Here is a 15,215-nt window from a genome sequence, read left to right as displayed (position 1 = left end):
TAAATTTGCCTTTTAAAAAATTAAAATCATTGGAATTTCATCCGTCAATCGAGAAAGCAGGGATTCAGGAAATCAAAATATTTCAGGAAGAAAAACTTCATGAGCTTTTGGCTTATCTTGAAGCTCATTCGCCGTTTTATCAGAAACTGTTCAAAGAAAATAATATTACTATAGAGGATATTCGTACTTTGGAAGATCTTCAGAAGATTCCTACCACCACAAAGAATGATCTCCAGCAGTATAATCATGATTTTTTCTGCATAACACCGGATAAAATTGTGGATTACAGCACCACTTCCGGAACATTGGGAGATCCGGTGACTTTCGGATTGTCCGACAGTGATCTGGAAAGGCTTGCATACAATGAAGCGATATCTTTCGCATGTGCAGGAATTCAGAAAGGAGATGTTGTGCAGATGATCACCACCATAGATAAAAGATTTATGGCTGGACTTGCCTACTTTTTGGGCTTACGGAAAATGGGTGCCAGCGTAGTAAGAATGGGACCGGGAATTCCTGAACTGCAATGGGATTCTATCTTCAGATACAAACCCAGATATCTGATCACTGTTCCTTCTTTTCTGTTGAAAATGATTGATTATGCGGAAAAACATGGATTGGATTATAAAAATTCCGGTGTTTACGGTGCTGTTTGTATTGGAGAAAGTATCAAAAATCAGGATTTTACAGATAATATTCTTTCACAGAAAATCAAAGAAAAATGGGACATCAAACTCTTTTCCACCTATGCCTCTACGGAAATGAGTACTGCCTTTACAGAATGTGAATTCCAGATCGGAGGACATCACCATCCGGAACTGATTATTACAGAAATTCTGGATGACGATGGCAATCCTGTGAAAGAAGGAGAAAGCGGAGAACTTACGATTACGACTTTGGGAGTGGAGGCCATTCCTTTGTTGAGGTTTAAAACCGGAGATCTTGTAAAAGCCCATTATGAACCATGTCAGTGCGGAAGAAATACAATGAGATTAGGACCTGTTGTAGGAAGAAAGCAGCAGATGATCAAATATAAGGGAACAACATTGTATCCTCCTGCCATGAATGATATTTTGAATGATTTTAATAATATCTTATGCTACCAGATTGTGATTCAGGCCAACGAAATCGGACTTGATGAGATTATCATTAAACTGAGTACAGAAGCAGATCATGAAGGGTTTGTCAATGAAGTAAGAGACCACTTCCGTGCAAAACTGAGAGTAAGTCCTAAAATTGAAATCATAGACTTTGATATTCTTTCTAAAGCAGTTTTTAATCCAAACAGCAGAAAACCGATTAATTTTATTGATTTACGTTGATCTGCTTTTCTTAAAAATTAATATTATTCTTTTTATTTTACACTTATTCCGGCTTAAATTAGCCGGATTTTTTCTTACTAGATCAATAAAATGTCTTTTTTACGAAAATCCGTTATTTAGAGTCTTATTGAGTAATTTTACGGGAATTAAACATAAAAAAATGGAAAAAAAATTAATTCTGATGGCTGGCTTAACTATAGGCCTTGCATTCGTATCATGTAAAAAACAAGGTAATGAACTTGAAAAAGAACTCTCGGCAGCACATGCTAAATTGAAATCTGATCATAGCAAATTAGAAACAGCTCATTCGGTAATGGAAAAAGAACATGCTGCTTTTACCAGTATTCATCACCTGCAGAATGAACCTGCTACCAGTGAGCATAACAAAATTGAAGCTTTGCATAAGAATATTCTGCAGCAGCATGCAGACCTGCTTTCCAGGCATTCTGAAATTATAAAAAAGCATGATGAATTGGAGAGAAAGCATGCAACTGAAAATTTTGACATCAATCAATTGAAAGCTGATCATGATCAAATGATGAAAGAGGATGAAGAACTGATAATGGAGCATACAAAAATGACAGAAGATCATACAAAAATGATGGCAGAAGATGCTAAGATAAAAAAAGAAGATAAATTGAAATAATTTTGTACAAAAACGGTCTGAACTTTCAGGCTGTTTTTTTACGGTTACTTATCAATAAAAGTAAATATCTTTGGGCGCTTAAATAAAAACTAATTTAAAAAATATGAGAAAATTATTGTTATTGCTGTTCATGGCAATTGGAGTGGTAGCTTTTGCCCAAAATCAAATTAAAGTTGAGTCCGGAAATTTTGATTTTTTAAAAGATCAAAACGAAGTGAATGTTCAGTTGGTGTTTGATAATGCAGCCTATCAGGAGAAGAACATGACGGAAGCTCAATACCTGGAAAACAGGAAAGCGGATATTACAGCCAAAAAAAGCGAAGCTGTATGGAAAAACTGGATTTATCAGTGGGGACAGTTTAAAAATTCTGAGTATTTGGACTATTTCCTTAAAGGCATAAATGGGAAATCCAAAAAAGTAGTTTTCAAAAAGGATGCAAAGACAAAATACACGCTGATTATTGATGCAAAATGGATTTATGCCGGCTGGTATGGCGGAATGATAGGTTCTCAGGAAGCAAAATTAACAGCAGATATGAAGTTTGTGGAAACTGATGATCCTTCGAAAGTAGTGATGAGATTACAAGCAGATAAAATAGGAGGCAAGCAAATGAATAAAGAATTTGCATGGGAATACGGAAGAATAGCTGCAGCCTATGAAGTTACCGGAAAAAAATTGGGAAAGGAAATCAAAGAAGTTATAAAATAAACAAAAACGGTCTGAATTTTTCAGACCGTTTTTATTATGCTTGATTTTGCTGCTCCTGTTTTTCCAGCTTGATCAGGTTCGCAAGGTTTTTAATTACCGTATCGTGCTTTCTCACAAAAGGATTGTCTTTATTCCAGACATAGCCTGCTAAAACAGCACAGATCTTTTTCTTTACATCCGGATTTTCTGGCTGATGGAAGAATAGCTCCTGCAGATTTCCGGTATACCATTCTTTTACATAGGTGGTGAAAACATCCACTCCGTATAAAATGTAGTCTGTGTATTCCCTTTGCCAGTCGATTTTTTCTCCGTTTAATTGTCTTAGCGCCAGTTTTGCGGCCAGCATTCCGGATTCTGTGGCAAAAGCCATTCCGGAAGAAAATACCGGATCAAGGAATTCAGAGGCATTTCCTGTTAAGGCAAATCCGTCTCCAAATAAACTTTTAACCGAACAGGAATAATCTTTCAGATGTTTAGGTTCAAAAAGGAAATCTACGTTTCCAAAACGTTTTACATAATATTCAGAAAGAGAAATCGCTTTTCTTAAAGCTTCCATTGTATCTCCGTTTTCAGACAATTTGTCGATATATTCAGTAGGCCCTACAATTCCTAAACTTGTGTTTCCGTTGGAAAAAGGAATTACCCAAAGCCATACTTCAGTTTCAATGATGTCAAAAGAAATTAAAGTTCCTTCTTCTCCCGGTTCTCTGTTGATATCATTTACATGAGAGAAAATCGCAGAGTGAGGTGATAATTTTGAAGGTTTTTCAAGATCAAGCAGGCGAGGCAGTACTCTTCCGTATCCGCTGGAATCGATAACAAACTTAGCGTGGATCTCTTTTGTTTCTCCATCCTTGTTTCTTACCGTAGTTATAGAATCTGTCCCGTCAAATTTGATATCTATCACTTCAGTTTCAAACTCAAGATCAATTCCTTTGTTAATGACTTCCTGAGCAAGTGTATTATCAAAATCAGCTCTTGGAACCTGCCAGGTCCAGTCCCAGCCTTCCCCGAATTTGTTGCTGAAATCAAAAATGCAGACTTCCTCACCACGAAGGAAACGAGCCCCAAGCTTTTTTTCAAAGCCCATTTTGTCTAATGCAGGGAAAAGTCCGGCCTCCTCAAAGTGGTCCATTACCCTTGGAATTAAGCTTTCTCCAACTACGAGTCTGGGGAATTTTGTTTTTTCAACTACTTTTACGCTGACGTTATTGTTCTTCAGGTACGAAGAAGACACGCATCCGGAGGGTCCGGCTCCGATTACAAGAACGTCAACAAATTCTTTGCTCATCTTTGATTTTTTATTTTAATAATAACTTTTATCTTTGCCGCAAAATTAGTGACAAATAATTAATATTTTACAAAATTATCAACTATTACTTTTAATTGATGAAAATAAATAACTTTTTAGAACTGAAAGACTTTCAAAAAATTATCATTGAGAATGAAAAAATAGAACTGGATGAATCACTTTTATCAAGAGTGGATAAAAGTTTTCAGTTTTTAAAAGAGTTTTCAAAAAATAAAGTAATATATGGTGTGAACACCGGTTTTGGGCCCATGGCTCAGTTTAAAATCAGTGATGAAGACACCCACCAGCTTCAGTATAACCTGATCAGAAGCCATTCTTCAGGAATTGGAAATCCTTTACCTGCGGAAGAAGTAAAAGCGTGTATGCTGGCAAGATTGAATACCTTATCTTTAGGGAATTCAGGAGTGCACCAGTCTGTTATTTATCTGCTTCAGGAGCTGATCAACAGAGATATTACCCCATTGATCTTTGAACATGGAGGCGTAGGAGCAAGCGGAGACCTTGTTCAGCTGGCTCACCTGGCTTTGGTATTGATTGGAGAAGGAGAAGTTTTTTACAATGGAGAAAGAAAATCTACCAAAGAAGTTTTTGAAACAGAAGGCTTAGAACCGATCAAAGTAGAGATCCGTGAAGGACTTGCTTTAATGAACGGAACTTCCGTAATGTCAGGAATTGGTATTGTGAATGCTTATAAAGCGAATCAGCTTACTGATATTTCCCTTAGGCTTTCCTGTGCGATCAATGAGATTGTACAGGCTTATGATGATCATTTGTCAGAAGCCTTGAACGGAACTAAGAAACACTACGGTCAACAGAAAGTGGCAGAAAGAATGCGTGCTCACCTGGCAGACAGTAAGTTGATCAGAAAAAGAGAAGAGCATCTTTATACTCATTTTGAAGAGCAGGAAAAAGTATTCAAGGAAAAAGTTCAGGAATATTATTCTTTACGATGTGTTCCTCAGATTTTAGGTCCGGTATTGGATACATTGGAATATACAGAGAAAGTTCTTGAAAATGAGATTAATTCAGCGAATGATAATCCGATTATCAATGTTGAAGACCAGCATGTTTACCATGGAGGAAACTTCCATGGAGATTATATTTCTCTGGAAATGGACAAGCTTAAAATCGTGGTGACAAAACTGACCATGCTTGCAGAAAGACAGTTAAACTACCTTCTGAATGCGAAAATCAATGAAATTTTGCCTCCTTTTGTCAATTTAGGTAAATTAGGTTTCAATTTCGGGATGCAGGGAGTACAGTTTACGGCAACTTCTACTACGGCAGAAAGCCAGATGCTGTCAAATTCTATGTATGTTCACAGTATTCCAAACAATAACGATAATCAGGATATCGTTAGTATGGGAACAAACGCTGCGGTAATTTGCAGAAAAGTCATTGAAAATGCTTTTGAAGTATTGGCGATTGAAGCGATTACCATTATTCAGGCTGTGGAATATCTTGGATTCCAGGATAAGGTTTCATCCTCTACAAAAGAACTGTATGATGATATCAGAAAAATTATTCCTGCTTTCTCAGACGATATGGTCATGTATCCGTATCTGGAGGAAGTAAAGAAATACCTGAAAGGAATGTAACTACTGGTTGCCATCAATTGTCTTTTAAAAAAGGCTTCCAGCATCAACTTAAAAAACTAAAAACGATATAAACACTAACGCATGAAATGTGCAATTGTAACAGGTGGCTCCAGAGGAATCGGGAGGGCAATCTGTATAAAACTGGCAGAAGAGAAAAACTATCACATCCTTATCAACTACGCTTCAAATGAAACGGCAGCCAAAGAAACATTGGCTAAAGTGGAAGAATTGGGTTCTACCGGAGAAATTCTTAAATTTGATGTAGGAAACACCGAAGAAACACAAGCTGTTTTAACGGAGTGGCAGGAGAAAAACCCTGATGCAGTGGTGGAAGTGATTGTCAATAATGCCGGAATCACAAGAGACGGCCTTTTTATGTGGATGCAGAAAGAAGACTGGAATAATGTGATCAATACAAGTCTTGATGGTTTCTTCAATGTGACCAATTTCTTTATTCAAAAGCTTCTTCGTAACAAATACGGAAGAATCATCAATATGGTTTCTGTATCCGGAGTAAAAGGAACAGCCGGCCAGACGAATTATTCCGCTGCGAAAGGAGCTTTGGTAGGAGCTACAAAGGCTCTTGCTCAGGAAGTTGCCAAAAGAAATGTTACGGTAAATGCAGTTGCGCCGGGTTTCATCAAAACGGATATGACCCAGGAGTTTAATGAAGATGAGCTTAAAGCAATGATTCCTGCCAACAGATTCGGAGAAGCAGAAGAAGTGGCAGATCTTGTCGCATTTTTAGCATCTAAAAAATCTTCCTACATAACAGGTGAAGTGATTAATATTAACGGAGGAATTTACTCATAAATAATCTAACAATATACCAATGTACCGGTGTACCAATGTTGATTGATATCAATGAAAAGATTGTTACATTACTAGACTGATACATTGTTAAATTCAATATAAACAAATGGAAAATAGGGTTGTAATTACCGGAATGGGAATTTATTCCTGCATCGGGACGTCTTTAGAAGAGGTCAGGGAATCCCTATATCAAGGAAAATCCGGTATTGTTTTAGATCAGGACAGAAAAGAATTTGGTTTCAGGTCTGGCCTCACAGGAGTAGTTCCGAAGCCTGATCTTAAAAATCTTTTAAACAGACGCCAGCGTATCAGTATGGGAGAAGAAAGCGAATATGCTTATCTTGCTACCCTGGATGCTTTAAAACAGGCGAATCTGGATGAAGAATTCTTAGAGGCTCATGAAGTGGGGATCTTGTACGGAAATGACAGTGTTTCCCAGGCAGTCGTAGAATCTATCGATATTGCAAGGGAAAAGAAAGATACAACATTGATGGGATCGGGAGCGATTTTCAAATCAATGAACTCAACAGTAACGATGAACCTTTCAACGATTTTTAAGCTGAAAGGGATTAATCTTACCATCAGTGCAGCATGTGCAAGCGGTTCTCATTCTTTAGGGCTGGCTTATATGATGATTAAAAATGGTTTCCAGGATATGATTATCTGCGGCGGAGCTCAGGAAACCAACAAATATTCCATGGCGAGCTTTGACGGATTGGGAGTGTTCTCAGCCAGAGAAGATGAGCCTGCAAAAGCATCAAGACCTTTCGATGCAGAAAGAGACGGATTGATTCCAAGTGGCGGAGCAGCCAGTCTGATTGTTGAAAGTTTGGAATCTGCCCAAAGAAGAGGCGCTCCGATTATTGCTGAAATTATCGGATATGGTTTTTCTTCCAACGGAGGTCATATTTCAACTCCTAATGTAGATGGGCCGGCTTTGGCAATGGACAGAGCCTTAAAACAGTCAGGATTAAAAGCTTCAGACATCGATTATATCAATGCTCACGCAACTTCTACTCCAATTGGTGATGCGAACGAAGCGAAAGCCATTTATGAGATTTTCGGCAGTGAAGTTCCGGTAAGTTCTACCAAATCTATGACCGGACACGAGTGCTGGATGGCAGGTGCAAGTGAAGTTATCTACTCCATTCTGATGATGCAGAACGATTTTGTTGCTCCCAATATCAATCTGGAAAACCCTGATAATGAAGCACAAAAGATAAATTTAGTTGCAAAAACAAAAAATCAAAAAATTGATGTATTTTTGTCGAATTCTTTTGGGTTTGGGGGAACCAATTCTGCACTAATAGTTAAAAAATTTGATTAAAAACATGGAAAGGGAAAAAATTGTTGCTATTGTTAATGATTTTCTTGTCAACGAATTCGAGGTAGACGGAGACGAAATCAGTAACGATGCCAACCTTAAAAATACACTGGGCTTAGACAGCTTAGATTATATCGACATGGTAGTCGTGATCGAATCCAATTTCGGCGTGAAATTAGGAGAAGCAGATTTCAAAAAAATGGTGACATTTGATGATTTCTATACAACGATTGAACATAAGATTGCTGAAAAAAACGTGTAGTTATTGAGTCAATCTTTATTCTATAAAATGTGCCAATGTAACAATATCACAGTGATCCGGTAACGGACACTTCAAAAAGGTATTATTACATTGGCTCTCTGTTATATTAAATTCTAGATATGAACAAGTGGAAAGGTAAATCTAAAGGAACAGTACTCGGATACAGAATATTTGTCTGGTGTATTAGAAATATCGGGATCAGAAGTTCATATGGGGTGCTGTATTTTGTAGCCGCTTATTATTCCCTGTTTCAGAAGAAAAGCAATCAATACATTCTTTATTATTTTCAGAAAAGATTGAACTATGGATACTGGAAATCCAAAGCTTCCATCTTTAAAAGCTATTTTACCTTCGGAAAAGTTCTGATTGATAAAACAGCTATTTCAGCAGGACTCAGAGAAAAATATACCTATGAATTTGACGGTATTGAAAACCTCAGAAATCTTTTAGCTGCTAAAAAAGGAGGTGTGCTCATCAGTGCCCATATCGGTAATTTTGAAATTGCAGAACACTTTTTTGCAGATATCGACTTCGACTGCCAGATCAATCTGGTAACCACAGATCAGGAAGTGACCGTGATCAAGGAATATCTGGAAAGTGTTGCGGTAAAAAAGAGTAATATTAAGTTTATTTACGTGAAGGAGGACATGTCTCATATCTTTGAGATCAATCAGGCTTTGTCTAATAATGAACTCATCTGCTTTACCGGAGACCGTTATTTTGAAGGTTCCAAATATCTGGAAACAGAACTGCTGGGTAAAAGTGCAAAATTTCCGGCCGGCCCGTTTTTGATCGCCTCAAGGTTAGGCGTTCCCGTAGTATATGTCTATGTGATGAAGGAGAATAATCTTCATTACCATCTGTACGCAAGAGTGGCACAGAATATCAAAAACCGTGATTCACAGGGACTTTTACAGTCTTATGTTCAGAATCTTGAAACCATGGTGAAAAAATACCCGCTTCAATGGTTTAATTATTTTGATTTTTGGGATGATGTTGATTAATTTTTCTATTTTTATCCCGAAAAACGAATAAAAACTAAAAAACCATTAAGATTTACCGAGATTTAAGAGAACCCATAAAATTTCTATGCTTACTTTACCAAAGTAAACTTTAAATATCTTAAATTCCCTGTTTCTTAATTATTAAAAGCACATTCTCTTTTGAAGAAAGCATACGACATACTTGTAATCGGCAGTGGATTGGGAGGTCTTGTTTCGGCTCTTATTTTGGCGAAAGAAGGTCTGAAAGTATGTGTTCTCGAGAAAAATAACCAATATGGCGGAAATCTTCAGACTTTTTCAAGGAATAAGCTTATTTTCGATACAGGAGTCCACTATCTGGGAGGTTTATCCAAAGGGCAAAACCTGAATCAGTTTTTTTCCTATCTGGAAATCATGGATGACCTTGAACTTCAGTTGATGGATGAAGATGGCTATGACAGAATCAGTTTCGGTGATGATGAAATAGAATATCCTCATGCACAGGGCTATCAGAATTTTGTTGAACAGCTTTCAAAATATTTCCCCGAAGAAAAAGAAAACCTTGAAAACTACTGTGAAGAAATTCAATATGTATGCAGCCAGTTTCCAAGATATCATGTAGTAGGAAAGGACAGTTACAACGAAGAAATCCTGCACCTCAATACTAAAAGATTCATTGAGTCTGTTACCCAGAATAAAAAATTGCAGTCAGTTTTACTGGGTTCCAACTTTTTATATGCCGGAGACTCGGAGAATGTTCCCTTTTATGTACATGCTCTGACGGTAAATTCTTACATTCAAAGTGCTTACAAATGTGTGAAAGGAGGAAGTCAGATTTCTAAACTTTTAATCAGAAAACTCCGGGAATATGGAGCCGAAGTACACAAGCACTCGGAAGTTTCAGAATTTGTTTTTAATGAAAATAATACACTGACTTCTGTAAAGACGAAAGCAGGAAAAGAATACGAGGCAAAACAATTTATATCAAATATAGAAATACGCTCCACCATCAAACTGATAGGCGAGGAAAGACTGAAAAAATCCTTTCTGAACAGGGTTTTAAGCTGGAAGCCTGTTTCTTCGTGTTTTAGTATTTATCTGGTTTTAAAACCTCACAGTCTTCCGAATTTCAATTACAACAGATACCACTATTCATCGGAAGATCAGGTCTGGAATGCATCCCAATACCAAAAAGAGTCGTGGCCGGAAACTTATATGCTTTCATCTACCCCTTCAAAACATCATCCTGAATTTGCAGAAAGTCTTACCGCGATTTCTTATATGGATTTTGATGAGGTTAAAGAATGGGAAAATACATTCAATACAGTTGCGGATGAGCATGAAAGAGGAGAAACTTATGAAAGGTTTAAGCTTGAAAAGACTGAGAAAATGCTTGATGCCCTGGAAAAGAAGATTCCCAATATAAGACACGCTGTTAAAACACTCTATACTTCTTCTCCCTTGTCTTACAGGGACTATATTGGTAATTTTGAAGGAAATATGTACGGATATATGAAAAGTTCAGAGAACCCTCTTAAAACAATGGTTTCCCCACGTACGAAAATTGACAATCTTTTTTTGACGGGACAATCCGTGAATATGCATGGCATCTTAGGTGTTACGATCGGAGCCTTTAATACCTGTGCCGAGATTATTGGAAAAGAAACGATAGACATGCGGTTGACACAAATGATTAATAAAAACTAAAGTGAAAAAAACTAAAACCATTTATACATCCGTTCAAAGAACCTTTCTTTATCTCACTCTTTGTTTTTTCTTCATATCCTGCGGAATATCAAAATCTATCCGGCATATTCCTGAGGTAAAACAATATGCTCTGGAGGTTCCAAAAATTACCAGAATCAACGACAGCACTTTCAGCTATAATCAGAATTATCTTACCAAAAATAAACAACAGCTCTGGGAACTTTATATTAAAGGAAATCCTTTACAATTAGGATATAATAATGGAGCATTGACACAAAGCCTAATGCAGAAGCAGGAAAGCATTTTCTTTTCAAAAGTGGAAAGTTTTGTCCCTTCAAAATTCAGACAAAGGATATTAAGGGGCTTTTTAAAATGGTATAACAGAAAAATGTACCTCAATGTAAGAGAAGATTATCAGGCAGAATTATATGGTTTGTCACAATATTCCTCGGATCAGTATGATTTTATTGCTCCCAAATATTTAAGAAGCCTTTATCTGCACGGAGCTCATGATATAGGACATGCGATGCAGGATCTGGCCATGGTGGGCTGTACTTCTCTTGCCGTATGGAACGAAAACACCGAAGATGGGGATTTGCTGATCGGAAGAAATTTTGATTTTTATGTAGGCGATGATTTTTCAAGGAACAAGCTGGTAGAATTTGTTCAGCCAGATGAAGGAATTCCTTACATGTCGGTAAGCTGGCCGGGAATGATTGGTGTGGTTTCAGGAATGAATAAGGAAGGAATTACAGTAACCATTAATGCGGGGAAATCAAAAATTCCTTTAACAGCCAAAACCCCGATTTCCCTTGTTACAAGAGAAATTCTGCAGTATGCTAAAAATATAGAAGAAGCCATTGCGATTGCTAAAAAAAGAAAAGTATTTGTTTCGGAATCTATTCTGGTGGGAAGCGCTGCAGACAAAAATGCGGTAATCATTGAAGTTTCGCCTAAGAATTTCGGTGTATATAGCGTGCAGAATACCAGCAGAGTTCTTTGTACCAATCATTTTCAGTCGGAAGCTTATAAAGATGACAAAAGAAATCAGAAACATATTGAGGAAAGCCATTCTGAATACCGTTATGAAAGGCTTCAGGAGCTTTTGCAGGAAGAAAAGAAAATAACACCGGAAAAGATGGCTTCCATTTTAAGGAACAGATCCGGTTTAAAAGATGAAAGCATCGGTTACGGTAATGAAAAAGCACTCAATCAGCTGCTAGCTCACCATGCTGTTATATTTTCGCCACAGAAAAAACTGGTTTGGGTTTCTTCCAATCCGTATCAGCTGGGAGAATTTGTTTGCTATGATCTGAACAAAATCTTTTCAGACAAAGGATTGCAGCCTGATGACCTTTCAAAATCAGGTTTAAATATTCCAAGAGATCCATTTGCGGATTCTGAAGAATTTCAAAACTATGAGTTGTCTAAAATGTACGGGAAAGAAATCAGTGAGGCTGCTGGCAATAAAAATACACTGCTGACGGATGATGTTATTCATTCCTATCAGGCTATGAACCCCGATTTCTGGCTGATCTATTATCAATCCGGAAAATACTATTTTAGCAAAAAAGAATATTCAAAGGCAAAAATGGAGTTTGAAAAAGCGCTGACTAAAGTAATTACGACGGTTCCGGATAGAAAGAATGTAGAAAAATACCTGAAGAAAACTTTAAAGAAACTGAAATGATCCCCAAATATATAAAACTGCTGTTCTGTATTCCTTTTGTTATTATCATCTGTTATTCTGTGTATTTGTGCACCGTGTACAGCTCAATACCTGAAACCATCATTATTCACGGTTACGGAAGTATGAAAGACAGCTATGGGAGTAAAATATTTCTTGTGTTTCCCATACTGATGAATCTGGCTGTTCTTGTGTTTATCTGGTTGATTATCAGAAGACCTGATAAAATAAAATTTACCTTTGAAATGAAGGAAGAGGAAAGGGAAAAAACATATCATATCACCCAGCTCGCTTTGGTTATTATTTCGATATTTGTTACCATCATGATGACGCCACTTTCATTTTCTGATGTGGTTTTTAAATAATTAATTATGAAAAAACTTTTAACCTTATTCTTTATCGTATATTTTCTGCCAGCTTTTTCTCAGGATAGAAAAGAGATTGGAAATATTTTCATTAAAGCTCTGCTGGTTGATCAAAATATAGAAAAAGCACATTCTTATTTTGATTCTTCCGTAGCGGGACAAATTCCGGTGGAACAGCTCAAAGCGATTCCGCAACAGCTCCTGGGCCAGATTGGAGGATTGAAAAAGATCCTTGAAGTAAATAACGAAGGAAACACCTATTATTACTATTCTGAATTTGAAAAGGAAAAACTGGATATTCAGCTTACTTTCAGTGAGAATAATAAATTGCTGGGTTTCTTCCTGGTTCCTCACAAAATATTTGAAAAAAGAGATGAGAAAACCACATTGAAAATAAAAAGTGATGCTATTGAGCTGAACGGAACATTATTAATTCCACCTTCCAACAATAAAAAGAGGTTGGTTATTTTCGTTCACGGCTCCGGACCTCATGACAGAGATGAAACTATTGGAGAAAACAAGCCGTTTAAAGACATTGCAGAATATCTTTTAAACAACGGAATTGCTTCCTATCGATATGATAAAAGAACATATTCTTCCCCTGAAGCATTCACTGAAAAGTCTACTGTAGAAGAAGAGACCGTCAATGATGCCGTAAACGCAGCTCTTTATTTTAAAAACAGTTCTGATTATAAAGGATATGAGATCGTTATTCTGGGTCATAGCCAGGGAGCGTATATGATTCCAAAAATTGCAGAAAAGGCACAGGTTTCAAAATATGTTTTTATGGCTGGGAATGCAAGAGCGCTGCAGGATCTTCTTGTTGAGCAATATGAATATCTTCATACGATGGATCCGGCTAAAGTTACAGTCGAAGCTGTTCAGGAAATTAAAAAGCAGGTTGCTTTTTTAAACTCATCCCAATTTAACTTACATTCTCCTGCATCAGAGCTTCCTTTGGGCCAGTCTGCCGCATATTGGAAGTATTTGAAGGATTATAATCAGCTTAACGAAGTTAAAAAAATCAAAGCTCCGATGTTTTTCGCACAGGGAGGAAGAGATTATCAGGTGACTGAAAAAGATTTTAATCTTTGGAAAGAAACATTGAAAAATGATAAAACAGCTGTTTTTAAATTTTATCCTGCATTAAGTCACTTATTTATTGAAGGTTCCGGAAAACCATCTCCAAAAGATTATGAAATAAAAGGAAAAGTGGATGAACAGTTTTTGAAAGACATTACAGATTTTATTCTGAAATAAATACAATAAGATTATTGCTATAATGAGCCTGGAACTTTGTTCCGGGCTTTTTTAATTGTTTTCCGGGCTTACCTTATTCAGAAACAGAAAAGAGGTTATTCCTGCAATGACCGAAAGTGTTGTGCTTAAGATAAAGCTGCCAATCACATATTGCAGAAGATTGTTCTTGATCAGTTCGAAATTTAAATCCTGACTTAGAATATCGCTGTTTCCACTTACAAAGGGAGCTCCCAGAAACAGAGAAGCGGCAATAATAAAAGGGATAAAAGGAGGAAGGCTCACATTGGAGGCTACAAATGCAAGGACTTTATTAAGCTTAAAAAGTACAGATAAACTGATCACCAGAAGAGTCTGGAATCCCCAGAAAGGAGAAAGTCCTATAAACACTCCCAAAGCTATGGAAAATGCTTTTGTTCGGTTACTTCCGTCACTTTCTAAGACATCTTCCTGGATGAATCTTTTAAAGCTTTTTTTTTTGAAATTATTCACGAAATTTCTCGGAATAATATAAAGTAGAGTAATCGTTACCAGTATGGTGTTCAGAATACTGATTCTTGTAAAATCTTTGAAAGGTCTGAAATGCGAAACCCGCTCTGCCGGATCATACAAAACTTTGATCGGAACATTTTTTACCGGAACATGTCGCCAGGCAGTTCTTACAATGATTTCAATTTCAAATTCAAACTTAGGGGTAAAATATTTCTTTGGAATTTTATGCAAAGGATAAAGTCTGTAGCCGGACTGTGTATCTTCCAGCCTGATACCGGTTTCAAACCAAAACCAGAAATTGGAAAAACGGTTTCCGAAACTGCTTTTCTTAGGAATGCCATCCTGAGACATATTTCTGTTTCCGATCAGAAGAACGTCTTCTTTTTCCTGAAGAAGAGCTTCTACAAATACCGGAATATCATCCGGATAATGCTGCCCATCCGAATCAATGGTGATGGCGTAATCATATCCTGATTTCTTTGCTGCTCTGAAACCTGTTTTTAGGCCGTTTCCTTTCCCTTTATTCTCCGGTAAGGAAATTACAGTGATCTGAGGATATTGAGCAAGGATCTGAGGCGTGGAATCTGTAGAACCATCATCAACCACAATAATACTTCCGGTGTAGTTGAGAACACCGTCAATAACCCTCTTCAGGGTTTTTTCATTATTGTAGGTAGGGATTAAAACGCATATCTTCTTTTCAGAAATGGCGTCCTGTACTTCAGCAAGCAGCATTTT

14 protein-coding genes are annotated in these 15,215 nt (G+C 37.0%); 12 read left to right on the top strand and 2 right to left on the bottom strand.

Going from position 1 to position 15,215, the window contains the following annotated elements; all coding sequences use genetic code 11:
* The first annotated feature begins 29 nt into the window (after positions 1–29).
* From JNG87_RS17240 to JNG87_RS17230, 3 genes are all read left to right on the top strand, one after another.
* Positions 30–1,322, top strand: a complete 1,293-nt coding sequence (locus JNG87_RS17240; RefSeq protein WP_202839909.1) for a phenylacetate--CoA ligase family protein — start codon at positions 30–32, stop codon at positions 1,320–1,322.
* 160 nt (positions 1,323–1,482) lie between these two features.
* Positions 1,483–1,968: a hypothetical protein gene (locus JNG87_RS17235; RefSeq protein WP_202839907.1), complete on the top strand. Its 486-nt coding sequence runs from the start codon at positions 1,483–1,485 to the stop codon at positions 1,966–1,968.
* A 103-nt stretch (positions 1,969–2,071) separates the two neighbouring features.
* The gene (locus tag JNG87_RS17230) at positions 2,072–2,677 is read left to right on the top strand and encodes a hypothetical protein (RefSeq protein ID WP_202839905.1); all 606 of its coding nucleotides are present in this window, start codon (positions 2,072–2,074) and stop codon (positions 2,675–2,677) included.
* Between the two features lie 34 nt (positions 2,678–2,711).
* On the opposite strand, the gene JNG87_RS17225 is transcribed toward JNG87_RS17230, so the two are convergent.
* The gene (locus tag JNG87_RS17225; RefSeq protein ID WP_202839903.1) at positions 2,712–3,968 is read right to left on the bottom strand and encodes an NAD(P)/FAD-dependent oxidoreductase; all 1,257 of its coding nucleotides are present in this window, start codon (positions 3,966–3,968) and stop codon (positions 2,712–2,714) included.
* Between the two features lie 98 nt (positions 3,969–4,066).
* Here JNG87_RS17225 and hutH point away from each other — a divergent pair, with 98 nt between their 5' ends.
* The 9 genes from hutH to JNG87_RS17180 all read left to right on the top strand — a co-directional run bounded on the left by hutH (position 4,067) and on the right by JNG87_RS17180 (position 13,988).
* On the top strand, positions 4,067–5,587 hold the full coding sequence (gene hutH / locus JNG87_RS17220; RefSeq protein WP_202839901.1) for a histidine ammonia-lyase: 1,521 nt from the start codon (positions 4,067–4,069) through the stop codon (positions 5,585–5,587).
* Positions 5,588–5,668: 81 nt separating this feature from the next.
* Positions 5,669–6,400, top strand: coding sequence for a 3-oxoacyl-ACP reductase FabG (fabG, locus tag JNG87_RS17215; protein WP_202839899.1), 732 nt, complete (start codon positions 5,669–5,671; stop codon positions 6,398–6,400).
* A gap of 106 nt (positions 6,401–6,506) precedes the next feature.
* A complete protein-coding gene (locus JNG87_RS17210; protein ID WP_202839897.1) occupies positions 6,507–7,727 on the top strand; it encodes a beta-ketoacyl-[acyl-carrier-protein] synthase family protein in 1,221 nt (406 codons plus the stop codon).
* Between the two features lie 4 nt (positions 7,728–7,731).
* Positions 7,732–7,986: an acyl carrier protein gene (locus JNG87_RS17205; protein ID WP_202839895.1), complete on the top strand. Its 255-nt coding sequence runs from the start codon at positions 7,732–7,734 to the stop codon at positions 7,984–7,986.
* 119 nt (positions 7,987–8,105) lie between these two features.
* Positions 8,106–8,990 carry a lipid A biosynthesis acyltransferase gene (locus JNG87_RS17200; protein WP_202839893.1) on the top strand — a complete coding sequence of 295 codons (885 nt, stop codon included), beginning with the start codon at positions 8,106–8,108 and terminating at the stop codon, positions 8,988–8,990.
* 159 nt (positions 8,991–9,149) lie between these two features.
* A complete protein-coding gene (locus tag JNG87_RS17195) occupies positions 9,150–10,676 on the top strand; it encodes a phytoene desaturase family protein (protein WP_202839892.1) in 1,527 nt (508 codons plus the stop codon).
* Between the two features lies 1 nt (position 10,677).
* Positions 10,678–12,366, top strand: coding sequence for a C45 family autoproteolytic acyltransferase/hydolase (locus tag JNG87_RS17190; RefSeq protein ID WP_202839890.1), 1,689 nt, complete (start codon positions 10,678–10,680; stop codon positions 12,364–12,366).
* Entirely contained in the window at positions 12,363–12,728 is a 366-nt protein-coding gene (locus tag JNG87_RS17185; protein WP_202839888.1) for a hypothetical protein, read from the top strand. The genes JNG87_RS17190 and JNG87_RS17185 overlap by 4 nt, the downstream gene beginning before the upstream one ends.
* A gap of 6 nt (positions 12,729–12,734) precedes the next feature.
* The gene (locus JNG87_RS17180; protein ID WP_202839886.1) at positions 12,735–13,988 is read left to right on the top strand and encodes a DUF3887 domain-containing protein; all 1,254 of its coding nucleotides are present in this window, start codon (positions 12,735–12,737) and stop codon (positions 13,986–13,988) included.
* A 51-nt stretch (positions 13,989–14,039) separates the two neighbouring features.
* On the opposite strand, the gene JNG87_RS17175 is transcribed toward JNG87_RS17180, so the two are convergent.
* Positions 14,040–15,212 carry a DUF2062 domain-containing protein gene (locus JNG87_RS17175; protein ID WP_202839884.1) on the bottom strand — a complete coding sequence of 391 codons (1,173 nt, stop codon included), beginning with the start codon at positions 15,210–15,212 and terminating at the stop codon, positions 14,040–14,042.
* Between the last annotated feature and the right edge of the window lie 3 nt (positions 15,213–15,215).

The organism is Chryseobacterium cucumeris, assembly GCF_016775705.1.
GTDB lineage: Bacteria > Bacteroidota > Bacteroidia > Flavobacteriales > Weeksellaceae > Chryseobacterium > Chryseobacterium cupriresistens.
This window is presented reverse-complemented; position numbering and strand designations above follow the sequence as displayed.